The organism is Halomonas sp. KO116, from assembly GCF_000734975.2.
Lineage (GTDB): Bacteria > Pseudomonadota > Gammaproteobacteria > Pseudomonadales > Halomonadaceae > Vreelandella > Vreelandella glaciei.
On the sequence record NZ_CP011052.1, the window covers coordinates 4,538,691 to 4,561,911 of the forward strand.

Annotated in this window: 20 protein-coding genes and 1 pseudogene; 14 read left to right on the forward strand and 7 right to left on the reverse strand. The window is 55.4% G+C overall.

The genetic code is table 11. The features are described from left to right. Positions 1–238: 238 nt before the first annotated feature. The 8 genes from KO116_RS20840 (at position 239) to KO116_RS20875 (ending at position 7,870) form a co-directional block, all read left to right on the forward strand. Positions 239–1,159, forward strand: a complete 921-nt coding sequence (locus KO116_RS20840; RefSeq protein WP_179916107.1) for a MerR family transcriptional regulator — start codon at positions 239–241, stop codon at positions 1,157–1,159. 84 nt (positions 1,160–1,243) lie between these two features. After that, the gene (gene phrB / locus KO116_RS20845; RefSeq protein WP_035564137.1) at positions 1,244–2,656 is read left to right on the forward strand and encodes a deoxyribodipyrimidine photo-lyase; all 1,413 of its coding nucleotides are present in this window, start codon (positions 1,244–1,246) and stop codon (positions 2,654–2,656) included. 60 nt (positions 2,657–2,716) lie between these two features. Then, positions 2,717–3,148 carry a nuclear transport factor 2 family protein gene (locus KO116_RS20850; protein WP_035563981.1) on the forward strand — a complete coding sequence of 144 codons (432 nt, stop codon included), beginning with the start codon at positions 2,717–2,719 and terminating at the stop codon, positions 3,146–3,148. 36 nt (positions 3,149–3,184) lie between these two features. Then, positions 3,185–3,970 (forward strand): SDR family NAD(P)-dependent oxidoreductase, encoded by a 786-nt coding sequence (locus tag KO116_RS20855; protein WP_008959198.1) that lies wholly within the window; start codon positions 3,185–3,187, stop codon positions 3,968–3,970. Continuing rightward, positions 3,967–5,346 carry an NAD(P)/FAD-dependent oxidoreductase gene (locus KO116_RS20860; RefSeq protein WP_035563978.1) on the forward strand — a complete coding sequence of 460 codons (1,380 nt, stop codon included), beginning with the start codon at positions 3,967–3,969 and terminating at the stop codon, positions 5,344–5,346. Before KO116_RS20855 ends, KO116_RS20860 begins: the two co-directional genes overlap by 4 nt. Beyond that, positions 5,343–6,110 carry a DUF1365 domain-containing protein gene (locus tag KO116_RS20865; RefSeq protein ID WP_035563975.1) on the forward strand — a complete coding sequence of 256 codons (768 nt, stop codon included), beginning with the start codon at positions 5,343–5,345 and terminating at the stop codon, positions 6,108–6,110. Before KO116_RS20860 ends, KO116_RS20865 begins: the two co-directional genes overlap by 4 nt. Then, positions 6,107–7,375: an SAM-dependent methyltransferase gene (locus KO116_RS20870; RefSeq protein ID WP_035563972.1), complete on the forward strand. Its 1,269-nt coding sequence runs from the start codon at positions 6,107–6,109 to the stop codon at positions 7,373–7,375. Before KO116_RS20865 ends, KO116_RS20870 begins: the two co-directional genes overlap by 4 nt. Beyond that, entirely contained in the window at positions 7,376–7,870 is a 495-nt protein-coding gene (locus KO116_RS20875; protein WP_035563970.1) for a DUF2878 domain-containing protein, read from the forward strand. Here KO116_RS20875 and KO116_RS20880 read toward each other — a convergent pair. Continuing rightward, positions 7,867–8,600 (reverse strand): annotated as a pseudogene (locus KO116_RS20880) (putative bifunctional diguanylate cyclase/phosphodiesterase); the annotation flags it as partial. The gene KO116_RS20875 and the pseudogene KO116_RS20880 overlap by 4 nt on opposite strands. Before the next feature lie 200 nt (positions 8,601–8,800). Between KO116_RS20880 and fabA the strand changes: the two are divergent. Both fabA and fabB read left to right on the forward strand, forming a co-directional pair. After that, positions 8,801–9,316: a 3-hydroxyacyl-[acyl-carrier-protein] dehydratase FabA gene (fabA, locus tag KO116_RS20885; RefSeq protein WP_008959204.1), complete on the forward strand. Its 516-nt coding sequence runs from the start codon at positions 8,801–8,803 to the stop codon at positions 9,314–9,316. Between the two features lie 13 nt (positions 9,317–9,329). Then, a complete protein-coding gene (gene fabB / locus KO116_RS20890; protein WP_035563967.1) occupies positions 9,330–10,547 on the forward strand; it encodes a beta-ketoacyl-ACP synthase I in 1,218 nt (405 codons plus the stop codon). A gap of 91 nt (positions 10,548–10,638) precedes the next feature. Here the strand turns inward: fabB and KO116_RS20895 are convergent, their stop codons facing one another. From KO116_RS20895 to KO116_RS20910, 4 genes are all read right to left on the reverse strand, one after another. Beyond that, the gene (locus KO116_RS20895; protein ID WP_035563964.1) at positions 10,639–11,379 is read right to left on the reverse strand and encodes a lysophospholipid acyltransferase family protein; all 741 of its coding nucleotides are present in this window, start codon (positions 11,377–11,379) and stop codon (positions 10,639–10,641) included. Continuing rightward, positions 11,376–12,266, reverse strand: coding sequence for a sugar nucleotide-binding protein (locus tag KO116_RS20900; protein WP_035563961.1), 891 nt, complete (start codon positions 12,264–12,266; stop codon positions 11,376–11,378). Before KO116_RS20900 ends, KO116_RS20895 begins: the two co-directional genes overlap by 4 nt. A gap of 53 nt (positions 12,267–12,319) precedes the next feature. Beyond that, on the reverse strand, positions 12,320–12,949 hold the full coding sequence (ssb, locus tag KO116_RS20905) for a single-stranded DNA-binding protein (RefSeq protein ID WP_035563958.1): 630 nt from the start codon (positions 12,947–12,949) through the stop codon (positions 12,320–12,322). Between the two features lie 73 nt (positions 12,950–13,022). After that, positions 13,023–14,402, reverse strand: a complete 1,380-nt coding sequence (locus tag KO116_RS20910; RefSeq protein WP_035563955.1) for an MFS transporter — start codon at positions 14,400–14,402, stop codon at positions 13,023–13,025. 204 nt (positions 14,403–14,606) lie between these two features. Between KO116_RS20910 and uvrA the strand changes: the two genes are divergently transcribed. Together uvrA and KO116_RS20920 are read left to right on the forward strand one after the other, a co-directional pair. Beyond that, positions 14,607–17,453: an excinuclease ABC subunit UvrA gene (gene uvrA / locus KO116_RS20915; RefSeq protein ID WP_035563953.1), complete on the forward strand. Its 2,847-nt coding sequence runs from the start codon at positions 14,607–14,609 to the stop codon at positions 17,451–17,453. 160 nt (positions 17,454–17,613) lie between these two features. Beyond that, a complete protein-coding gene (locus tag KO116_RS20920) occupies positions 17,614–18,357 on the forward strand; it encodes a Crp/Fnr family transcriptional regulator (protein ID WP_035563949.1) in 744 nt (247 codons plus the stop codon). Between the two features lie 84 nt (positions 18,358–18,441). Here the strand turns inward: KO116_RS20920 and KO116_RS20925 are convergent, their stop codons facing one another. Both KO116_RS20925 and KO116_RS20930 read right to left on the reverse strand, forming a co-directional pair. Continuing rightward, a complete protein-coding gene (locus KO116_RS20925) occupies positions 18,442–19,227 on the reverse strand; it encodes a hypothetical protein (RefSeq protein WP_035563946.1) in 786 nt (261 codons plus the stop codon). 75 nt (positions 19,228–19,302) lie between these two features. After that, a complete protein-coding gene (locus KO116_RS20930; protein WP_035563943.1) occupies positions 19,303–21,414 on the reverse strand; it encodes an adenosylcobalamin-dependent ribonucleoside-diphosphate reductase in 2,112 nt (703 codons plus the stop codon). A 215-nt stretch (positions 21,415–21,629) separates the two neighbouring features. On the opposite strand from KO116_RS20930, the gene KO116_RS20935 reads away from it, so the two are divergent. Continuing rightward, positions 21,630–22,250: a hypothetical protein gene (locus KO116_RS20935; RefSeq protein WP_035563940.1), complete on the forward strand. Its 621-nt coding sequence runs from the start codon at positions 21,630–21,632 to the stop codon at positions 22,248–22,250. A gap of 223 nt (positions 22,251–22,473) precedes the next feature. Beyond that, positions 22,474–23,214 carry an SDR family NAD(P)-dependent oxidoreductase gene (locus KO116_RS20940; RefSeq protein ID WP_035563937.1) on the forward strand — a complete coding sequence of 247 codons (741 nt, stop codon included), beginning with the start codon at positions 22,474–22,476 and terminating at the stop codon, positions 23,212–23,214. Positions 23,215–23,221 lie beyond the last annotated feature (7 nt).

A 23,221-nucleotide genomic window follows, 5' to 3' on the forward strand; every position in this document is an offset into this window, starting at 1 on the left:
TATAAAATATTATACGGGCTAAGAGGAATTCTTATAAAGGTTGTACCCAGTAGCGACAAGTTGTACAAATGAGCATACAGTAACGTACTAATGTTCAGATCTTTTGATTAGGCAGTCTCTACATGGAACACGCTTCACCTTCGCCGCGGCGAATAATGTCCGGCCCTTACAGCGCGGCGCTGCAGTTAACTAGCATGTGGTTAACTACGTTGCAGTTAACAAAGAGGTACTGGCGCTCATGAGTCTTAAGGCGACCCATCCCCCCGATACGCCGCTCTATCCGATACGCGAAGTGTCTCGCTTGACGGGCGTAAACTCGGTCACACTTCGCGCTTGGGAACGACGCTACGGGCTGATTCGCCCCCAGCGCACCCCCAAAGGGCATCGCCTTTACGCTCAAGACGACATCACACGCATCGAACGCATCTTGCAGTGGCTCAATCGTGGTGTGCCGGTCAGTCAAGTCGCCGACTTGCTTGACCAGCCAGAAACAATTGAGGCGCCTACCCCTGATGCCGGCGATTGGGCTAGCCAACGCCTGCAGCTGCAAGCCATCATCGAAGCGTTAGACCTGCCCAAGCTAGAGGCTTTTTATTACCAGAGCTTAGCGCTCTATCCGCTGAGTATTGCCATTAACGAGCTTTGGCAGCCGGTTGTTTTAAGCTTAGAGGCGAAATGGGCCATTCAGGCAGACCAGTTAGTACGCCGCACCTTGGAAGCATTTTTGCGCAGCCAAGTGGGCATCCGCTTGCATTATGCTAACCAGGCTACCCGGGGCCCGCTGATTTTGCTCAATGCCATGCCCGATGACCCTGGCCCGCTCTGGGTGTTGATGTCGGCATTGATGGCCAGCGAGCAAGGCTACCGAGTACAGATGCTTGACCACTCGCTGCCACTGGAGGATCTCCCTCAGGCAGTCGCGCGGCTACACTCGTCGATGGTACTGCTGTCTAGCGGCCAGCGCGAAAGTGACAGCTATATTCGCCAAGCGCTGCCTAAAGCCGCCGAGACGCTTAATGTGCCCATCGGCGTGTGTGGTGAAGTGGCGCGCCTGCGCGAAGCCGATCTGCGCGATAGCCCGGTTCACATGCTAGGCGATGACTTGCCCCAGGCGATTGCTCGCTTGCGTCCTCTCTTACGCGAGTCAGGCGTACTGTAACCAACACACTCTTACCCTGGCCGTTCGCCCTCTGGCGACCGGCCATTTTTTTGTGCCGTAGGAGCCCCTATGACAGAAAAGCCTATGAAACGTCAATTGGTTTGGCTGCGCAGCGACTTGCGTATTGATGACAACAGTGCCCTGGCTGCCGCAGCGGCCAAAGGGCCTGTCATCGCGGTTTTTTTGCGCAGTATTCCCCAGTGGCAAGAGCACGGCCATGGTGCCAATAAGCTGGATTTTTGGGCGCGCGGTGTCGCCGCCGTTAAAACAGCCCTTAACGGATTGAATATTCCGCTGCTGCATCGCGACATTGGCCGCTATGATCAGGCCCCCGAGGCACTGCTCGATATCGCTCGTGAGTACGATATTGAGCAGTTGCACTTCAATTACGAGTACGCCCTCAATGAGCGCCACCGCGACCAGGCTGTGCAAGACGCCTTTAAGCAGGCCGGTATTGCCGCCCATGGCTGCCACGATGCCATGGCATTTGCCCCCGGCAGCCTGCTAACCGGCAAGGGCGACTACTACGGGGTATTTACGCCGTTCTCCAAGGCGTGGCACAAGCAGGTCACCGCCGACCAGTTAGCGCTGCGCGAGTCACCACCGGTGCAAACAGAACTGGATATTAAAAGTGATCCGTTGCCTGCGCTACCGACCCTTGACAGCACACCGATAGAAGAGCGCCTGTGGCCTGCCGGTGAACGGCCCGCGGCGGATAACTTGGCGCGTTTCCTGCGCTTTCGTGGCCGCCACTATAAAGACCAGCGCGACCAGCCCAAGGTACGTGGTACCAGCGAACTCTCGCCCTATCTGGCACTAGGCATGATCTCCCATCGCCAGTGCTTGCAAGCCGTAATGACCGAGAATGGCGGTCATCTTGGCGATGGCGATATTGGCCTGACAACCTGGGTTAATGAACTGATCTGGCGTGAATTTTATCAGCATGTCGCGGTGGGGTTTCCCGAGGTATGCCGCTATCAGCCCTTCCAGGAGCACACTAAGCAGTTGAAGTGGCGTGATGACGATGAAGGCTTTCAAGCCTGGTGCGAAGGGCGTACCGGCTATCCTATCGTCGATGCTGCCATGCGCCAGTTAGTCGCCACCGGTTGGATGCATAATCGGCTGCGCATGGTGACCGCAATGTTTTTAAGTAAGCACCTGCTGATTGATTGGCGGCGCGGTGAAGCCTTTTTTATGCGTCACTTGGTGGACGGCGAATTTTGCGCCAACAACGGTGGCTGGCAGTGGGCTGCTTCTACGGGTACCGATGCCGCGCCTTACTTTCGCATCTTTAACCCTACCACTCAGTCGACCCGCTTTGATGCTGACGGTGAATTTATTGCCCACTGGCTGCCTGAGCTTGCTGATCTGCCTGCCAAAGCGCGCCATGCGCCGCCTCAAGACCTACTCACCGATGTGCAATACCCAGCGCCGATCGTTGATCACAAAGCGGCACGTCAACGTGCACTGGACACGTTTAAATCACTCACTAAATAATCGCTTCTGTCCCCGTTTCCTTAAGCCATTATAGTTGCAAAGCTAATCAAGGAGACCGTTATGGCTGAGCCTGCGGCGCTGGAGGCGTTCTGCGCCTTTTTCAACAAACTAGACAATACCTGTACAGAAAAGCTATACGAGGTATATACTGAAAATATAATTTTTAGTGACTCGCTGCACCATATTGAAGGTCGCGAAGCATTAGCGCGCTATTTTTCAGCCATGTATGAAAATGTCGAGCAGTGCCACTTCACTTACCACACTCGGCAGTTACAGGGTCAGCAAGCGTTTGTAACCTGGACCATGACGTTTATTCATCCCAGATTGGCAGGTGGCCAGGCTGTCAAGGTCGAAGGCTGTAGCGCACTCACCTTCGCCGCCGATGGGCGCGTTGAGTGTCATCGCGATTATTTTGATGCTGGCGCCATGCTTTACGAACATTTACCGCTGATGGGAAGCGCCATTCGCTGGTTAAAAAAACGTCTTGCCTAAGCAGTAACATCACGGCGGGGCGTACGAGGAGGCTTAATGAGCACATGGGAAACGCCCCAACGTATTTGGTTAACCGGTGCCACGTCCGGCATTGGTGAAGCGCTTGCCCGTAAATTTATCGCCCAAGGCCACCAGGTGGTACTCAGCGCCCGCAACGCTGAGTCACTTGAAGCGCTGTGCCAAGGCCACCCCAATGCCCATCCGCTCCCGCTAGATGTTAGTGACCGCCAAGCCGTGCTTAATGCTGGCGAGACCATTGCCGAGCGCCTGGGGGCATTAGATTTAGCGTTATTCAATGCTGGCACTTGCGAATACCTGAACGCTCAGCAGTTCGATATGGATTTAGTCGAGCGCGTTTTTAAGCCCAACTTATTTGGCACTTTGTACGGTGTCGAAGCCGCTCTGCCGCTGCTACGGGCTGCACGGCAGCAGGGTCTGCCCGCCCGGCTAGCGGCCACCTCCAGCGCGTCGGCCTATTTACCGCTACCCCGCGCAGAAGCCTATGGCGCTTCTAAAGCCGCCGTCAGCTACTTCCTGGAATCGCTGCGCTTGGATCTTGATCAGGAAGGCATTGATGTCAGCCTTATCCACCCCGGCTTTGTGAAAACGCCACTCACCGAGCGAAACGACTTTCCGATGCCCATGCAGGTCACCGCTGAGCAAGCGGCCGATGCCATTATCGCAGGCTTGGTAAAGGGTCGGCTGGATATCCATTTCCCACGCCGGTTCACCTATCTGGTCAAATTGCTGGGCATTTTGCCTCCTGCCTTGCGCCGTCAGATTGGCCTGCGCATGACCCGCGCCCAAAAGGAATCGTCATGAGTACCGTGGTATCAAATAGTGCTGGGGCATCTCAGCGTATTGCCATTGTCGGCAGCGGTATTAGCGGCATGGCCGCTGGCTGGTACCTTTCCGCTCAGCATGAAGTTACATTGTTCGAGTCGGATTCGCGGCTGGGTGGCCATACCGCCACGATGGATGTAGACGTAAAAGGGCAGACGTATGCGATCGACACCGGCTTTATTGTCTTTAACGACTGGACCTATCCGCACTTTCAGCGCTTGATGGCGACCCTGAGCGTTGCCTCACAAGCCACCGAGATGAGTTTCTCGGTGCATGAAACGGCAAGGGACTTTGAGTACAACGGGCACACGTTAGGGTCACTGTTTGCCCAACGACGCAATTTATTTAATCCCTCTTTTTATCGTCTGCTCCGCGATATCCTGCGTTTTAACAAGCAGGCCACTAAAGCGCTTGACCGCAACGAACTACCCGAACAGATGACCCTAGGGGAATACCTAGACCGCCACCACTACAACCGCGATTTCCAGCAGCGTTACTTACTGCCCATGGGAGCCGCCATTTGGTCGGCCAGCATCAACGATTTACGCGCCTTTCCGCTGGCTTTTTTTGTGCGTTTTTTCCGCAATCACGGCCTGCTATCAGTTAATCACCGCCCCCAGTGGTACACCCTGATGGGCGGTTCGAAAAGCTATATCCCTAACCTAACGGCCCCCTACGCGTCGCGCATTCACCTCAATACGCCGGTCACCAAGATTACCCGCGAACGTGCTGGAGAGCGTGCTGGCGTTACGATTACCACACCGGCTGGCAGCCAGCACTTTGACCAGGTGGTGCTCGCCTGCCACGCCGACCAAGCCTTGGCGATGCTAGGTGACGCCAGTGCAGACGAGAAAGCAGTGCTCGGCGCCATGCCGTATCAGGATAACGAGGTGGTGCTGCATACCGACACCTCGCTGCTGCCGCGGCGCAAACGTGCCTGGGCGAGCTGGAATTACCGCCTGGATCAGCGAGATAGCGAGGCACGAGTCTCGGTTACTTACGACATGAATATCCTTCAACGGATAGAGAGTGACACTACGTTTTGCGTGACCCTGAACGACAGCGACAGCATCGACCCCAATAAAGTGCTGGGGCGTTATACCTACGCGCACCCTCAGTTCACCTTGGCGGGCCAGGCGGCGCAGGCGCGCCACGCAGAGATATCGTCGATAGCGCATCGTACGCATTTTTGCGGTGCCTATTGGCGCAACGGTTTCCACGAAGACGGGGTGTGGAGCGCCCTGCGCGTCGCCCAGGCCTTGGGCTGTGACGAGGCTGCCACGCCTCCCGCGGAACCGCTGGCGCTGCCGGCTCATGAGCTGCTGACACCGCAAGGTGTCGAGGGACTGGGATGATTGCCGCACCACGTTCGCGTATCTACCGTGGCACCCTGCGTCACCGCCGCTTCACGCCCAAGCCCCACACATTCAGCTATCAGGTATGGATGGCGTGGCTGGATCTGGACGAGCTGCCCGATCTGTTCGACAAGGTGCCCGGCTTTAGCGCCCGCAGGCCTGCCCTGGCGCGTTTTCGGCGGGAGGATTACCTAGGCCCGGTGGATCGCCCGCTAAAAACCGCCGTGCGCGAAGAGCTTGTTCGTCAATTAGGCAGCGCCCCCACAGGGCGGATTTGTGTGCTCACCCAACTGCGCACGCTGGGCTGCATGTTTAATCCTATCTCCGTTTACTACGCCTACGACCATTTAGGTAGATTGGCAGCCGTATTGAGCGAAGTCACCAATATGCCTTGGCGTGAGCGTACCCGTTACGCCAGCGCGGTGGACCCTTCACGTCACAGCCACCAGGCCCGTTTCGACAAAGACCTCCACGTGTCGCCTTTCAATCCCATGGATATGACCTATCGGTGGAAATTTAACGCCCCCGGCGAAACGCTCTTTTTGCATATGGAGAACTGGCGGGAACAGCAGTGCCATTTTGATGCCACCCTGACACTGAACGCCTCCCCCGCTACTCGTGGCGCGCTGATAAAAGCCCTGGCGCGCCAGCCATGGATGAGCCTGAAAACCATCGCGGGCATTCATTTTGAAGCGCTACGCCTGTGGCTGAAGCGCGTCCCCGTTTATAACCACCCCAAGCAGCGCAAGGAGACTTCAAAGTGACGACCCTGCGTTCTACGCCGCCAAATATTCAACCTGTTGCCCAAGACCGCTTAACCAAGTGGCTTAAACCGCGCCTAGTGGCCCAATTGGATACCTTTCGCGGTGGTCGTATTACCCTCATTGAAGGCGACCAGTGCCACCACTTAGGCCAGGGAGGACCGCTGCAGGTAACCGTAGTAATCCGCCACTCGCGCGCCTGGAAGCGGCTGGCCTTCGGCGGTACCGTCGGCGCTGCCGAATCTTATATGGACGGTGACTGGGATGCCGACGACTTGGTCGCCCTGGTCCGTCTGTTTGCCGCCAACCTGGAACAGGTTAATACCAAAATGGAGAACGGCAGTGCCCGCTTGGCCCGTTGGTTATTGGGTGCCGCCTACCGTTTTCAGCGCAACAGCCTAAGCGGCTCTAAGCGCAACATTGCCGCCCACTACGATATTGGTAACGACCTGTTTTCGACGTTTTTGGATCGCCACCACTGGATGTACTCCAGCGCCGTTTTCCCCTATCCAGAAGCTAGTCTGGAAGAGGCCTCAACCTACAAACTGGATTTGATGCTTGAAAAGCTTGATGTCCGGCCAGAACATCACCTGTTAGAGATTGGCACCGGCTGGGGTGGTCTGGCGATTCATGCGGCGAAAACTCGTGGTTGCCGTGTCACCACCACGACCATTTCCGATGAACAGCACGCTCATACTGCTCAGCGCATCAAAGAAGAGGGGCTAGAAGACAGAATTACCCTGTTCAAGCAGGATTACCGTGAATTAACCGGCCGCTACGACCGGCTTATTTCGGTCGAGATGATCGAGGCCGTGGGGCACCAGTATCTCGATACCTACCTCAACAAGCTGGATAGCCTGTTAACCGACGATGGGCAGGCCATGCTGCAAGCCATCACCATCCGCGACCAGCGCTTTGAAGACGCTAAACGCGATATGGATTTTATCAAGCGCTACATCTTTCCTGGCGGCTTTCTACCCTCGCACCATGCCATGTTAAGCAGCGTAATGCGCAAAACATCGCTGAACGTGGTCGCGCTGGATGAAATAGGCCCGCATTATGCCCGCACTCTGCGTGAGTGGCGCCACCGCTTTGAAGCAAGCTTGGAGCAGGTACGCACGCTAGGGTATGACGAGCGCTTTATCCGTATGTGGCGCTACTATTTATGCTACTGCGAAGGCGGCTTCATCGAGCGCTCTATCGGTACCTGCCATCTACTGCTGGCGAAACCAGCGGCGAAACCCATACCGCTCACCGGCGCGCTCTAAATGGCATCACGCAAGTGGCAGGCGCTGCTGTTCAATGCCCTGCGTTTTGAAGCTGGCTGGCTGCTATGCGTAGTAGGTGGTTCAAGCGTTGCCGCGCTTGCGGGCGGAGGCTTGCTAGCCTGGCACCTATGGCGCTGCGCCCTGCCTGGAGAGTGGCGGTTTATCGCCGGGTTTGCGCTGCTCGGGCTGGTGATTGATGGTGGCTTGCAGCGGCTGGGCGGCTTTGAGTTTAACGATCAAGCGCTAGTGCTGGGGCTCTTGCCACTCTGGCTGTGGATGCTATGGCCGCTGTTTGCCACCCTAGTCTATCACTCGCTGGCGTGGCTGTGGCGTTATCCGCTACTAGCCGCGCTGTGTGGCGCTGTCAGCGGCCCACTCTCCTATTACGGTGGCGCGCTACTCGCGGAGGTGTCGCTTGCCCCTTGGCTGCTGCCAGCCCAGGCGCTGATATGGGCGTCACTGTGTGTAGGCATTAGCCGTTTTTATAAGCGTTAAGAAGCAGCAGAGGCAGTGGCTGGCTCAGGCAGCAAACGCTTTTCCAATTCCGCAGCGGGTAGCGGTCTGGCAAAGTAGAAACCTTGTACGGACGTACACCCGGATCCGCCAAAACTTACCCTGCTCTTTGGTTTCTACGCCTTCTGCTATCACTCCTAGCCCCATGCCTTCCGCCATTGCTAAGACCGCCTTCACGATCGAGGCATCCGCTTGATCATGTGGCAACTCCTTAATGAACGCCCGGTCGAGTTTAATTTTGTCTACCGGCAAGCGCTTCAAATAACCGAGCGACGAATAGCCTGTCCCAAAGTCATCGATGGCAATCGCAAAGCCGTGGTCGCGCAGCGCCTGAAGGCGTGGCCCCATATCGCCAGCAGGTTCGTCAAGCAGCACCGACTCAATCAGCTCTAAACCAATTTGCGAAGGTTTCAACTGATAACGCTTTAGGCAAGTCGTCAACTGGCTTTCCAGGTCGCCTTGAAAGAGCTGCCGTGCCGAAATATTGACCCATATCGTCGGCTTTTTCGATCACCCAGGTGCCCAGCTGGCTTATTAAACCGTGCCGCTCGGCCAACGGAATAAAGTCGCCGGGGGAAATCATGCCAGCCTTGAGATGGCGCCAGCGCAGCAGTGCTTCCATACCCACCAGCTCGCCGCTAGCGGGCTCATGCTGGGTTTGATAATGCAGCTCCAACTGGTCACCGGAAATAAGCGCGGCGCGTAAATCACTACTTGGATGCTCTATATATTACGGTAATGCGACATTTATTGTGCTTGAACGACAGCTTTTGAATAAAGTCTTCTACTATGGTGCTATCAGCCAAACCGCTAAAATCTTCAGATATAAGCGATAAATAGCCAGTTACGTGCATTCAGCGGTTTCGGGAAGTAGACTAGCCCAACAACCATTTTGATATTCGGAACGATTCAGTGACCAAGCAACACTCCTTTGATCGCGAAGAACTGCTGGCCTGCTCACGCGGCGAGCTATTCGGCCCCGGTAATGCACAGCTCCCAGCGCCTAATATGCTGATGCTTGATCGCATTAAGCACATTCATGAAGAAGGCGGAGAGCATGGCAAGGGCGAACTGATCGCCGAGCTGGATATCAGCTCTAACTTGTGGTTCTTTGACTGCCACTTCCCTGGAGACCCTGTTATGCCTGGGTGTTTAGGACTAGATGCCATGTGGCAGCTAGTCGGCTTCTATTTGGGCTGGTTAGGCCACCCGGGGCGCGGACGTGCACTCGGCTGTGGCGAGGTCAAGTTCAGCGGGCAGATCCTGCCGGATGCACAAAAAGTGACCTATAGTATTAATATTAAGCGTATTATTACCCGACGACTCATCTTGGGTATCGCCGACGGCACAGTATCCGTCGACGGACGCGACATTTATCAGGCTAATGATCTGCGTGTTGGCCTATTTACCTCCACTGCGAATTTCTGAACAGGAGGCTCCCATGCGACGAGTGGTAGTCACCGGCCTTGGCATCGTATCGTGCCTTGGCAACGACCAACGACAGGTCCTGGACGCGCTCAAAACTGGGCGTAGCGGTATTCGTTTTAAGGAAGAGTACGCCGAGCGTGGCTTCCGTAGCCATGTGGCTGGCAGCGTCGATATCGATCTTGACGCACTCATCGACCGCAAACTGCGCCGCTTTATGGGCGATGCAGCTGCCTACGCCTATGTTTCAATGGCCCAGGCCATTGAAGACGCGGGGCTCTCTGAGGAGCAGGTCTCCAACGAGAGAACCGGGCTTATTGCTGGCTCCGGCGGTGCTTCAAGCGCTAACCAAGTTGAAGCTGCCGACGTACTGCGTGAAAAAGGCCTGCGTCGCGTTGGCCCTTATCGTGTGACGCGGACAATGGGCAGTACTGTTTCCGCCTGTTTGGCGACACCCTTTAAAATTAAGGGTGTGAATTACTCCATCTCCTCTGCTTGTGCTACCTCGGCGCACTGCATTGGTAGCGCGATGGAGCAAATTCAGCTTAATAAGCAGGATGTAGTGTTTGCTGGTGGTGGTGAAGAGGAGCACTGGACACTCTCCTGCCTGTTTGATGCCATGGGCGCGCTCTCAACGCACTATAACGATACGCCAGAGCAAGCCTCGCGCCCTTACGACAACGCCCGCGACGGTTTCGTGATTGCAGGCGGTGGCGGCATGCTGGTGTTGGAAGAGCTTGAGCACGCTAAAGCGCGTGGTGCCAAGATCTACGGCGAGTTAGTTGGCTACGGCGCCACCTCTGACGGCTACGATATGGTGGCGCCTTCAGGCGAAGGCGCTATGCGCTGCATGCATCAGGCAATGGCTACCGTAGAGGGTAAGATCGATTACATTAATACTCACGGTACCTCTACCCCGGTGGGTGATGTGGCCGAGCTAAAAGCAATACGTAAAGTGTTTGGTAATACGACACCCGCGATGAGCTCAACCAAATCGCTGACCGGTCACTCCCTGGGTGCTACCGGTGTACAGGAAGCGATCTATTCGCTGCTGATGATGCAACATAACTTTGTCGCTGCATCGGCGAATATCGCCAATTTGGATGAGCAGGCCGACGGCTTTGATATTGTCACTAAACGTCGAGATAACGTGACAATAGAGCGAGCCTTGTCTAATAGCTTCGGCTTTGGCGGCACTAATGCATGTTTAGTCTTCCAGCGCTTTAACGATTAACGCTGATAAGACAACAGGCATGCTGAAGACAACAATGGCGCCCAGTGGGCGCCATTGTTGCTTAATAGTCTAACTAGCTCGGTATATAGCGTCAGCTTTGACGAGTGGTAGGCCGCGGCACATCAGAAATTTCCTGTAACTGCGCTTCGATCCACACTTCCACTTCTGCGAGCACTTCATCGGGCATACGCCCCGCCGTCTCAATAGGCTTACCGATACGCACCCGCAGTACGCCTGGCCGCTTAACCCAATGACGCCCTGGCCAACGCTCGCCAGCATTGTGAGCTACCGGCAATACCGGCACCCCCGCACGACACGCCACTACGCTGCCGCTTTTGTTATAGCGTTTGCGAACGCCTGGGTCCACCCGCGTTCCTTCTGGAAAAATCAGTACCGACAAGCCGGTACCAAGGCGTTCTACGCCTTGCGTAAGCACTTGCTTCATCGCCCGCGCCGGTTTAGAGCGGTCCAAGCTGATCGGGCGTAACAAACGTAATCCCCAACCGAAGATGGGCAGGCGCAGTAACTCTCGCTTCAGTACGGTACACACAGGCGGCTTCATCACCTGCAGAAATACCGTTTCCCACTCACACTGGTGATTGGCTTGAATGACACAGGGGCCGCTGGGTAGATTTTCACGCCCTTGAATATCATAGCGGACGCCACAGGCGATACGAAACCACACCATCAAAAAGTAGTTATACAGATTGAGTAAGCGGTAGCGGCCAGAGAGCGGAAGAAACGGCGCAATGGGTAAAAACAGAATGCCAATCATCAGCATGGCAAAAAAATAGCCAGCATAAAATACCAGACTGCGAACCACATTTATCAAGCCGATGCTCCTGTATCGCTGACACGATTATTCTCACGGATTAAACACCACGCATCCAACATACGCCCAGCCTCTAACCGCCATGGCTTTTGATGGACACCAAAGACATCTAACACACGGCGACAATTTAAGACGCGCCGAAGCTTGGCATCATGATGGTGTTTAAGCGGCTGCACCTCACCGAGAGTAATCTGCTCACCGCGGCCTTCAAGATGGGTTAACAGCTGGGTCCGCACCATGGAGGTAAAGGTAAAAGCGCTGACCGGCTCGGTGCCAGCGAGATGATAGGCGCCCCACGCACCCGCTCCGCTGGCCTGCTGCTGTAACATACCAATCAGCGCCATGGCGACGGCATCCGCCGATGTCGGGCAAAAGATCACGTCTTCTGCTGCCCGCACTGGCTTCCCGAGGACTAAGTTACCGATGATGTCATTGAGCCACGCATGACTGCCTTCCAAAGCAAACAGCGGGCCTAGACGCACAATCAGATGCCGCTGATACTCCGCCCGTATACGGTCGCCGGTTTGTACCAGACGGCGCAGGCTGTCGTCTCGTGGTGCAGGTACTACATGCTCATCAATAGGGACTTCCAGGCCATCCTCATAGAGCTGATCAGACACACACCATACCAACGCTACATTTTCAGATAGGCAAGCATCTAAGCAGATATCGACTGCATCCGCATGAGCAGTGACATCTGCTGGCGCCATATTTAAGGGATGTGCCAACGGTGGAATAACCACAGCGTCAGGCGCAATCGCTGCAAGGCGCGACGGTGTAATGGTCGTCCCTTGTTCAATAACTAATTCTGTATCGGCGCGACGACTTGCTTCCCGGGCCAGTGCCAAGCTTAAGCAGTGTCCGGCATCCAATATTAGCAATTTCAAGACGCTTTCCCCTTACTCACGCTCAGCTCTACACTATTGGGTGAATAGTGCACTTAGAACGGTATCTCATCGTCAAAGTCGTCGAAATTACCCGGGTCAGGCGCACCGTAGCTGCTGTTCTGCTGGTTGGGCGGTGGTGCTTGGTTGCCCTGCTGGGGCGCTGGCTTTGCGGGGCGAGGCTGCTGCGGGCTCTGCCCGTCTGGGTAGTTTCCGCCCTGAGGTGCGCCACCCTGCTGTGGATAACCGCCACCTTGGCTATTGGGGGCCGGCGCGTTTTGGGGCGCATTCTGAGGAGCGTTCTGGGGATAGCTGTTTTGCCCAGCGCCAGCGCCTTGGAAATCACCGCTGCGACCATCAAGCATCTGCATATCGTTGGCGACAATCTCTGTCGAATAGCGATCCTGACCGTTCTGATCTTGCCATTTGCGGGTTTGCAGACGCCCTTCAATATAGACTTTGGAGCCTTTTTTCAGGTACTGCTGGGCAATTTCGGCGGTTTTATTGAACATCACCACGCGGTGCCATTCGGTACGCTCCTGGCGCTGACCGCTCTGGCGATCCATCCAGGTATCGGTGGTCGCCAGGTTCAAGTTAGCCACGGCGGTACCGCTGGGAGTGAAACGCACCTCTGGATCCTGCCCGAGGTTGCCAATCAAAATGACCTTGTTAATGCCGCGAGCCATAAGGCGCTCCTTTAATAGCTGTCATGTAGAGTTTATTGCCAACCGCCGTCACGCTTTTATCGGCCGGGCTGGATTAAGATTTGGGTGGCGCCATCAGCCGAGTTAACGCTGCCTGGTCAAGCTGCTGACGATTCACCTTTAAATAGACCAAACGCTCTTCCGGCACCACCATGACGTCTTCTACGCCGACCACATCGGCTAAATGTTCCATCAACAGGTCGAGCGCGTCTGCCTGGGTTTCGTGCAGCGCCACCACTTCGCTGGAGAGCGGTGGTGGTGAAGGCATCCGCCACATGGCGACCCACCAGCATAGCGCAAGCCCAGCACAGCCAATAAAGACCGCGTTGAGGCCGCCATAATGCGCCAGTAAACCGCCTAGTGTACCGCCTAAAAAAGCACCTAAAAATTGACTAGTGGAATACACGCCCATGGCAGTCCCTTTCGCGCCCGCCGGGGCCAGCTTACTGAGCATGGAAGGTAGCGTCGCTTCCAGCAAGTTAAAGCCCGTGAAGAACACAAACAGCCAGACAAATAGCCAATAACCTGGCGATAATGGCAACCCTAACCCCGCTAAGCTAACCACAATAGCGCCGATCGCCCCCAGGCACATCAAACGCATGCGCTGTTGCTTCTCGGCCACCATAATCAGCGGCACCATCGCCACAAACGATAACGCCATAATGCCAAGATACGCCAGCCCGTGATACTCAATCGCCACGCCAGCATTTAGCAAGCGAAACGGTACCGCCACAAATATCGCCATCAGCACTAGATGCAGAGCAAAAATCGATAAATCCAGCCGCCATAGATCGGGGCGGGTGATCACGCTTTTAAACTGCTGGCGATCCATGCCTACATCACGGTGACGCCGCCGTCGTGGCGCGGCAGGCACCCAGCGCCACAGTACCAGCAACCCTACCAGCGTCAGTAAGGCAGTAAACCAGAACACGCCAGCTAGCCCCGCCCAAGCGGCAAGCCATGGACCCAATACCATGGCGATGGCAAACGACACCCCAATCGAAAGCCCAATGGTGGCCATCGCGGCGGTGCGAATCTCCTCACGGGTTTGATCCGCCAGCAGCGCCATAATCGCCGCAGCCACGGCGCCGCCGCCCTGCAACGCTCGTCCGGCGATTACACCGGCAATGCTATCGGAGAGCGCCGCGACTACGCTACCGAGTGCAAAAATGATCAGCCCCATGGCAATCACTCGCTTGCGGCCAATGCGATCAGAGAGTAGGCCAAACGGAATTTGCAGCGTCGCCTGGGTCAACCCATAGATGCCCAGTGCGACGCCCACCAGCAGAGGCGTCGCCCCCGCCAACGTATCGGCATAGAGCGCCAGCACGGGCAGCACCATAAATAGGCCCAGCATGCGCGATGCATAGAGCCCGGCCAAACCGCTGATCGCACGACGTTCAGAGGCCAGCAACAGTGCGGAAACCTTGCGCATAATGCCCTTGTGTGTGATGAAAAATAACTATCTGGTGGATAAGCATGTGGTGAGTAAACGTAACGACTTGCGATAACCCCCTATTCTAGCGGTTTGGGCGGTCGCTGGAAACGTCGCGAGTTGACGCAGGTTATTAAAGCGGTTTTGCCGGGAGGGGTCAGACAAACGTATAATCACGCTTTTGCCGCGCGATTCGAGGTGTTGATGGACAGCATTCTGGTCAGGGGTGCCCGCACCCACAACCTCAAGCAGATCGATGTGGAACTGCCCCGTAACAAGCTGATTGTGATTACCGGCCTCTCCGGCTCGGGTAAATCGTCTTTAGCCTTCGACACCCTTTACGCCGAGGGGCAGCGCCGCTACGTGGAATCGCTCTCCACTTATGCGCGCCAGTTCCTGTCGATGATGGAAAAGCCCGATGTAGATCACATCGAAGGGCTGTCACCTGCGATCTCTATTGAGCAGAAGTCCACCTCCCACAACCCACGCTCGACCGTGGGCACCATCACCGAAATTTACGACTATCTGCGCCTGCTGTTCGCCCGCGCAGGCACGCCCCGCTGCCCCGAGCACGGCGAAGACCTTGAAGCTCAGACGATCTCGCAGATGGTCGATCAGGTCATGAATCTCGCCGAAGGCACCAAGCTGATGCTGTTGGCGCCGGTGGTCAAAGGCCGCAAAGGCGAGCACCTACAGTTATTAGCAGAACTGCGTGCCCAGGGTTTCGTACGCGCTTTAATCGACGGCCAAGTGCTGGAACTAGACGACATTGCACCGCTGGATAAGCGCAAAAAACACGACATCAGCGTGGTGGTTGACCGCTTCAAGGTACGCGATGATCTCGCCCAGCGCCTAGCAGAGTCGTTCGAAACGGCGCTAAACCTCGCCGACGGCACCGCCATGATTCACTTTATGGACGGTGAGCGCGACGATATTGCTTTTTCGTCACGCTTTGCCTGCCCGGTATGTGGCTACTCGCTGGCAGAACTTGAGCCACGCATGTTCTCGTTCAACAACCCGGCGGGCGCCTGCCCCACCTGCGATGGACTGGGCGTTCAGCAGTACTTCGACCCGGACAAGCTGATCAGCCACCCAGAGCTTTCGCTTGCCGAAGGCGTCATCAAAGGCTGGGATCGACGCAATATTTACTACTTTACCCAGCTCCAGGCGCTGGCCAAGCACTATCGCTTTGAGCTGGAAACGCCCTGGCAAGAGCTTGCCCGCCATGAACGAGAGGTTATCTTAAACGGCAGCGGCGACGAACAGATTCCGTTTGTCTACGTGGGCGACCGCGGCCGAAAAGTGACCCGCGAACACGCCTTTGAGGGCGTGCTGCCTAATATGCAGCGCCGCTATCGGGAAACCGAATCCAACATGGTGCGCGATGACCTGGTCAAATACATCGCGGTGCAGCCTTGCGCCACTTGTAATGGCTCGCGACTGCGCAAAGAGTCGCGCCATGTTTATGTGGATGACCACAACATCGCCGATATCGTCCGCTTCCCGATTGGCGAGGCGTGGCGCTACTTTGCCGATCTAACACTACCCGGCCGTAAAGGCGAAATTGCTGACAAAATCGTTCATGAAATTCACGCCCGACTAGAGTTTCTGGTCAACGTGGGGCTGGATTATCTCAACCTGGAGCGCAGCGCCGACACGCTTTCTGGCGGCGAGGCCCAGCGTATTCGCCTGGCCAGCCAGATAGGCGCAGGCCTGGTTGGGGTCATGTACATTCTTGATGAGCCGTCGATTGGCTTGCACCAGCGCGATAATGACCGGCTGTTGAAAACCCTTGAGCGACTGCGCGACTTGGGCAATACCGTGATTGTGGTAGAGCACGATGAAGATGCTATTCGTGCCGCCGACCACGTGCTGGATATCGGCCCCGGTGCAGGCGTGCATGGCGGTGAAATCGTCGCTCAAGGCACGCCCCAGGACATAATGGATAACGTCAACTCGCTGACCGGCCAGTATCTTTCCGGCACGCGGGAAATCGCTGTACCGCCTTATCGCATTCCCGGCAACCCAGAAAAGCAATTAGTGCTACGCGGCGCCACCGGCAATAACCTGCAGGACGTGACGTTAACGTTGCCGCTAGGGCTGTTTATCGCCATTACCGGTGTTTCCGGCTCGGGTAAATCGACGTTGATCAACGGCACCTTGATGCCGATTGCGGCTCGCGAGCTAAACCGCGCGACCACGCTGACCGCCGCACCTTATGAAAAAATCGAAGGGCTCGATCAGCTCGATAAAGTGATCGATATTGATCAGAGTCCCATTGGGCGAACGCCGCGCTCCAACCCGGCTACCTATACCGGTATTTTTACGCCGATTCGCGAGCTGTTTGCGGGCACCCAAGAAGCGCGTTCGCGGGGCTACAAGCCCGGCCGTTTCAGCTTTAACGTCAAGGGCGGGCGCTGCGAGGCGTGCCAGGGGGAAGGCATGATCAAGGTGGAGATGCACTTTCTGCCCGATATCTACGTGCCCTGCGACGTCTGTAAGGGCAAGCGCTATAACCGTGAAACACTGGATATTCACTACAAAGGCAAAACGATCCACGAAGTGCTGACCATGACCGTGGAAGACGCGCTGGAATTCTTCAGCCCGGTGCCCGCTATTGCCCGTCGCTTGCAAACCTTGCTCGATGTAGGACTCTCCTATATCCGCCTGGGGCAGAGCGCTACCACCCTGTCGGGCGGCGAAGCGCAGCGGGTGAAACTCGCCCGTGAGTTAGCCAAGCGCGATACCGGCAAAACGCTGTATATTCTCGATGAGCCAACCACCGGCCTGCATTTTGAAGATATTCGTCAATTGCTGACGGTGCTGCATCGCCTGCGTGATCATGGCAATACTATCGTAGTGATTGAGCACAATCTGGATGTGATCAAAACGGCCGATTGGATTGTCGATCTCGGCCCCGAAGGGGGCTCAGGTGGCGGGCAGATTATCGCTGAAGGCACACCGGAGCAGCTCGTAAAACAGAAAGTCTCGCATACCGGGCATTTCTTAGCACCACTGCTAGCGCGTGGTAAACGAGCAACCAAGCGCTAACCTTTAGGTCTTTTTTCGAAGGTGGGGCGCGCACGCGCCCCTAACTAAAGGAGCCCGCTACCTCACGCATTGAACAACGCAGTACGCAGCCCTATTGTGTATTGTGACGAGCAGCTAATAGTTAGTTATATTAAGTAAACCTCTCTTAGAGGGATAGGCCATGAACGAAGAAAAAAGCTGTATTATCAAGCACTTCAGTCACTATTGCTCGTTGACGAAGGAGGAGAAAACATTGCTCCTCTCGCTTGAAGAGAGTCCAAGCAATATAAAATCCGGCACGATCCTATGGGAAATGGGCGATGCGGCCAATGAGTTCTGCACGCTCAAGAGCGGCTGGGCCTTCTCCTATCGCCACTTAGAAAATGGTGATCGGCAAATTCTGGAAGTGTTTTTACCGGGTGACATTATTGGTCTGCGCGAGTTTGCGTTCTCCGAGCGCCTTGAGAATGTGCGCATGATTGATGACGGTGTGGTTTGTCACTTCCCGCACAAACGTATGCTGGATATTTTCCGCCAGTCGCTTCCCCTTACATCAGTAATGTTTGCTATTGGTAGTCGCCAACAGGCGCTGATGACAGAGCGGCTGGTCACCTTGGCAAGACGCAGTGCCCGCCAGAAAATGGCGCATTTTCTCTACGAGATGTATTTGCGGCTACGCCAAACTAATCCCGATATTAGCAATCAGTTTCGCCTGCCTCTCTCTCAAGAACAGTTGGCCGATGTACTTGGTCTTAGCCCCGTTCACGTGAGCCGAACGTTTACCGCACTTAGTGAAAGCGAGTTGGTATTCCGTGATCGTCACCACCTCACCATTCCAGACTTGGCGGCGTTATGCGCCGAAGGCCAATTTGATGACTGCTATCTCACCGACAACGTCCGCCCCCTATTAGGTGATACTGCATAAATTAGGCGATCAGCACAAAAAAACCGCGTGCTATAAAGCACGCGGTAGTGTTGTTACGCCGTCAGTCGCTGAGGCGACAGCACATTAACCGCATTTGGACCAGCCACACCCCGCATAGCAGGTTGGGCAACCATCCATCATGATGAGCTCGCCGCGGCACTCAGGGCAGTTACCCACTATGGCCGGGGCGCTGCCTTCAGGCTTTTTTCCCGCAGTAGCCTTTTCACCGATCGGCTCTACCGCACCCGCTTCAACGGGCGCATCGCCCGCCTCCTCATCCGGCTGCCAAGCATGGCCATGGGTCATGCGGTGGGCATAGCGCTCAACCAGCTGTTCAGCCGGGACTTGATTGCCATCCCGATCCAGGAAACCGCGACGATAAAGAATCTGCTGTATCGACCAAGCAATCGCAGCGACCTCTGAATCGTGAAACATCGGCTTTTTCCAGCGGTTCATACCGCAGCGCACCAGGCCTTTATCCCAAGCTACTTTGCGTAGATCCGCCACCGCCTGGGTGACGTAACCACCGCGGGCTGCCAGCGAGAGGCTGCGCATGGTGGCGGTGATCCACTGGTGCTCACTGGAGAGCTGGCCCGACGGGAAAAAGAACTCTACCGGGCGCTCAATCACCACGCGTTTACCGCCAATCACGCCTTCCACCGGCATAAACGACACCAGCAGATAGACTTTCTTGCGACCTTCCGCGCCCACATACGAAATCTTTTCTGATACGGCTTCTAGGGTGCCTTCCGGGCGTGACGGAATCCGCACCGTCAGCGGGCTTTCATCCTGTAGCTCAGGAACGGGCGCGGCCTGCTCCTGCTGCTTGATCCGGTAACCAACGATTTTTGAGGTAATTTCTACAGCCATGGTGTTCTCCACTTAGCAAAGGTAATCGGGCGGTTCTTTACATGGACGCTGCTAGCAAGGGCGCAGCCCCCGCCGCTACCATTTGCCGTAGGTGCCCTCTTTTAAGCCATCAAATAGGTTGGCAGCGTTATGTTCTTCGCCGTCGTAAACCACCTTTTCATCCCCGGTCAGTTCGAGGGTTTCGCCATTTTCCAGCTCAAATACGTAAGTCGTGTTTTTAAGATCATCCTCACGCACCAGCACGCCCTGGAAGGCTTCTGGGTTAAAACGGAAGGTTGTGCAGCCTTTTAAGCGGCTTTCATAGGCCTGCAAATAGAGGTTTTGGAACTGCTCAAACGGGAACTCAGTAGGCACATTAACCGTTTTCGAGATCGCTGAATCGACCCAGTGCTGGGCGGCGGCCTGAACGGCGACGTGCTGCTCGGGTGAGATCGCATCGGCGGTCACAAAGTAGTCAGGCAGGTCGCTATCCACAGCGTCGTCGGCGATAAAGTGACGGTAGGCGGCGAGCTCAAAGGAGACGACTTCGACCTGCTCTTTGGTCTTCTTACCCGATTGGATAATATTGCGGAAATAGCGGTGCGAGAAGGAAGGCTCGATACCGTTGGAGGCGTTGTTACCCATCGACAGGCTGATCGTGCCGGTCGGCGCGATCGAACTGTGGTGAGTAAAGCGTGCGCCATACTCGGCCAGCTGTGCGACCAGTTCGGGCTCAAGCTCGGCCACTTGGGCCATGTACTGGCTGTAACGGGCATGCAGAATACGACCCGGCACTTGATCGCCCACTTCATAGCCATCTTTGGCCAGTTGTGGGCGCTCACGCAACATTTTGGGGGTAATGGTGTGCTCCTGCTCAAGCACTGGCGCCATGCCTTTCTCTTTAGAGAGCTCCAGTGCCTGCTTCCAGCCCTCAATCGCCAGGTGGCGGCTCACCTCATCGGTGAACACCAGTGACTGCTTCGAGCCATAAGGGATTTTGAGCATAGTAAGCGTCGACCCCAGGCCCAAAAAGCCCATGCCGTGGCGGCGCTTGGCTTCGATTTCACGCTGCTGCTGGGGCAGCGGAAGGCCAGCAATTTCCACCACGTTGTCGAGCATGCGGGTAAAGATGGCGACGACCTTGCGGTAACGCTCCCAGTCAAAGCGCGGTTCTGCGCCGAAGGGATCGATCACGAACTTGGTCAGGTTTACAGAACCCAGCAGGCAGGCACCCTCTGGCGGCAGCGGCTGCTCGCCACAGGGGTTGGTGGCGCGAATATCCTCGCAGAACCAGTTATTGTTCATGCGGTTGACTTGGTCGATCAGGATGAAACCTGGCTCGGCGTAGTCATAGGTGGAGGACATGATGGTGTCCCATAATTCGCGCGCTTTGATCACTTCCACAATACGGCAGGCGACACGGCCTTCGGCATCCACCGTGTAGCCCTCTTCCACTACCGGCCAGTCACGATAGAGCAGGTCTTCCGCTTTAACGTCCTCTTTCTCACCGGGGTGCAGCGGGAAAGCGAGCGGCCAATCGGTATTGTTTTTGACCGCTTCCATAAACTCATCAGTGATCAGCAACGACAGATTAAACTGACGCAAGCGCCCTGCTTCGCGTTTCGCCTGGATAAATTCGCGCACATCCGGGTGGCCTACATCGAAGGTACCCATCTGGGCGCCACGGCGGCCACCGGCAGAAGCCACGGTGAAACACATCTTGTCGTAGATATCCATAAACGCCAGCGGACCATTGGTGCCTGCGCCAGCACCAAACACAAACGCGCCTTTGTAGCGCAGTGTCGAGAAGTCGTAGCCGATACCCGCCCCTGACTTTAGCGTCATGCCCGCATCCACGACGGAATCGAGAATATCGCGCATGGAGTCGCGAATAGTGCGTGAAACGGTGCAGTTGATCAGGCTTACCGCGGGCTTGTAAGCCTCTGCGCCCGCATTAGAAAGGATGCGACCGGCAGGGATAGCACCATGTTCCAGCGCCCAGCGGAATTTCGGCAACCACTCTTCTGCCTTGTCTCCTTCCACCGCTGCAAGGGCGCGTGCAACACGCTCAAATGTAGCACCGACATCTTGGTCGACGGGCTGGCTATGACGATCCTTGAGGCGGTACTTGGCATCCCAGATCTCCCGCGAGGGGGCCTGCATCGGGACGTCATTAGAGGTCTTGATAGCCTTAGCAGCGGTGCTCATGTCGCAAAACTCCTTCACAACGGGGTGAATATAGCGCTCAAATGGGCGATTATACGTGGCATCGGAGTGAAGTATAGACTTGACTTTCCACCATATGAGGCACTTTTTTAACTATTCTCTACCATATATAGAAAAATCAGCGCGTTACTCTTTTGACAATATCAAACACGCTATAGACTGTTTTTTCCGGTTACTCGTCTAGGGATTTTGGTTACATGGCTCACATCATCACGGCGACGGTCGCCCTGCGTTTCCACTCGTCAACGCTAATCGCTATGTTAGCCCCTATGTTCGTTATGGCGGCAATGGTCATCTCATTGATGGTCGCAACATCCATGGCTAGCGCAGCAACATTTAATACCGACGACGTGGCCACCCACGAACACTGGCAGTCGATGACACTGTCATTGGGGGGTGAACGACACTACCGGGCGATAGAAACTCACAGCTATTCTGATGCCACCCTAAGCCTGAACGCCACCGCAGGCGTTTGTGATTTACCCTGGCTGGAGATGCGCGTGACGCTTGAGCAGCAGCAAGGTGAGAGCCGTGCGGTGAACTTAGTACCCGCCAGGCTACGCATTGATGAGCAGCCCGTGATTGATACCATGGCGGAATTTATTACCGAACGCGGCGACGACGGTTTTTATGCCCACTTTTACTTAAGCGACTTGGCGGCGCTGATGGACGACATGCGCCAGGGCGAGCAGTTGTTTCTCGGTTTTGACCAGGAAGAGCGCGAGCCTTGGTATATGACCTTTAGCCTGCAAGGCGCCGACGCGGCAATTAACCGGATGCTGGCTGAATGTAAAGGCGCCGAATATACTACGCACTAATATTCTCTATCTGGCAGCACATCATCTTTCAGTAACGGGGTAAATATATGTCTTAAGAGGTAAAGAGAAACCCGCAGCCCCAAAATATTGAGCATTGCAAATCAAGCCTAGGGAAGAAACTCAGGAAAAAAAGGAGTCCTCGGCTAATAATCTAATCTCTCGACAAGTTTTCTAGATAACGCTTCAATGAAAGCCTTTACTTGCATGATAGCAATGGCCTCTTATGTTCAACTTACTGCCTCATCATTATACAGCGCTGGTTGTCGGCGCATCGGGAGGAATAGGCGCTGCCATCATTAAGCAGTTACTCTCTTCCTCTCAGGTCGGCCACATTATCGCGGTAAGCCGCCAACAACCACGAATAGTCGATCCCCGCCTTACTTACCTAATGCTTGATGTTTCCCAAGAACAGGGTAGGTATGCGCTTAAGAAAGAGCTGGCTGCCCAGCCTATCCACTTCTTTTTCAATGCCATCGGCATTCTTCATAATAAAGCGCAACAGCTGCTGCCTGAAAAGCGCCTAGATCAGCTTAGTGTTGAAAATTTGACACAGACAATGAACATCAATGCATTTACGCCGATATTACTTCTAGCGGCACTACAAGACTCTTTCAAAGGTGTACACCCTTCAGTGATCGCCAGCCTTTCGGCGCGAGTTGGCTCTATCGAGGACAATCGGCTAGGCGGCTGGTACAGCTATCGTGCCAGCAAAGCAGCCCATAACATGCTGCTTAAGACGGCATCAATAGAGCTCAAACGGCTTAACAAACAATGCACCGTTTTATGCCTGCACCCTGGCACCACCGATACAGCGCTCTCTAAACCTTTTCAAGCAAGGGTGCCTAACGAGAAGCTCTTCACGTCTGCATTTGTAGCAGAGAAGTTGCTAGCAGTCATCGCCCAGCGAACGCCTGATGATAGCGGTACCTTTTGGGACTGGAGTGGCCAACCTATTGAGTGGTAAGGGTGAG

Coding starts and splice junctions, on each gene's coding strand:
- KO116_RS20840 (WP_179916107.1), top strand. CDS start 239: ATGAGTCTTAAGGCGACCCATCCCCCCGATACGCCGCTCTATCCGATA.
- phrB (WP_035564137.1), top strand. CDS start 1,244: ATGAAACGTCAATTGGTTTGGCTGCGCAGCGACTTGCGTATTGATGAC.
- KO116_RS20850 (WP_035563981.1), top strand. CDS start 2,717: ATGGCTGAGCCTGCGGCGCTGGAGGCGTTCTGCGCCTTTTTCAACAAA.
- KO116_RS20855 (WP_008959198.1), top strand. CDS start 3,185: ATGAGCACATGGGAAACGCCCCAACGTATTTGGTTAACCGGTGCCACG.
- KO116_RS20860 (WP_035563978.1), top strand. CDS start 3,967: ATGAGTACCGTGGTATCAAATAGTGCTGGGGCATCTCAGCGTATTGCC.
- KO116_RS20865 (WP_035563975.1), top strand. CDS start 5,343: ATGATTGCCGCACCACGTTCGCGTATCTACCGTGGCACCCTGCGTCAC.
- KO116_RS20875 (WP_035563970.1), top strand. CDS start 7,376: ATGGCATCACGCAAGTGGCAGGCGCTGCTGTTCAATGCCCTGCGTTTT.
- fabB (WP_035563967.1), top strand. CDS start 9,330: ATGCGACGAGTGGTAGTCACCGGCCTTGGCATCGTATCGTGCCTTGGC.
- ssb (WP_035563958.1), bottom strand. CDS start 12,949: ATGGCTCGCGGCATTAACAAGGTCATTTTGATTGGCAACCTCGGGCAG.
- KO116_RS20910 (WP_035563955.1), bottom strand. CDS start 14,402: ATGCGCAAGGTTTCCGCACTGTTGCTGGCCTCTGAACGTCGTGCGATC.
- uvrA (WP_035563953.1), top strand. CDS start 14,607: ATGGACAGCATTCTGGTCAGGGGTGCCCGCACCCACAACCTCAAGCAG.
- KO116_RS20920 (WP_035563949.1), top strand. CDS start 17,614: ATGAACGAAGAAAAAAGCTGTATTATCAAGCACTTCAGTCACTATTGC.
- KO116_RS20925 (WP_035563946.1), bottom strand. CDS start 19,227: ATGGCTGTAGAAATTACCTCAAAAATCGTTGGTTACCGGATCAAGCAG.
- KO116_RS20930 (WP_035563943.1), bottom strand. CDS start 21,414: ATGAGCACCGCTGCTAAGGCTATCAAGACCTCTAATGACGTCCCGATG.
- KO116_RS20935 (WP_035563940.1), top strand. CDS start 21,630: ATGGCTCACATCATCACGGCGACGGTCGCCCTGCGTTTCCACTCGTCA.
- KO116_RS20940 (WP_035563937.1), top strand. CDS start 22,474: ATGTTCAACTTACTGCCTCATCATTATACAGCGCTGGTTGTCGGCGCA.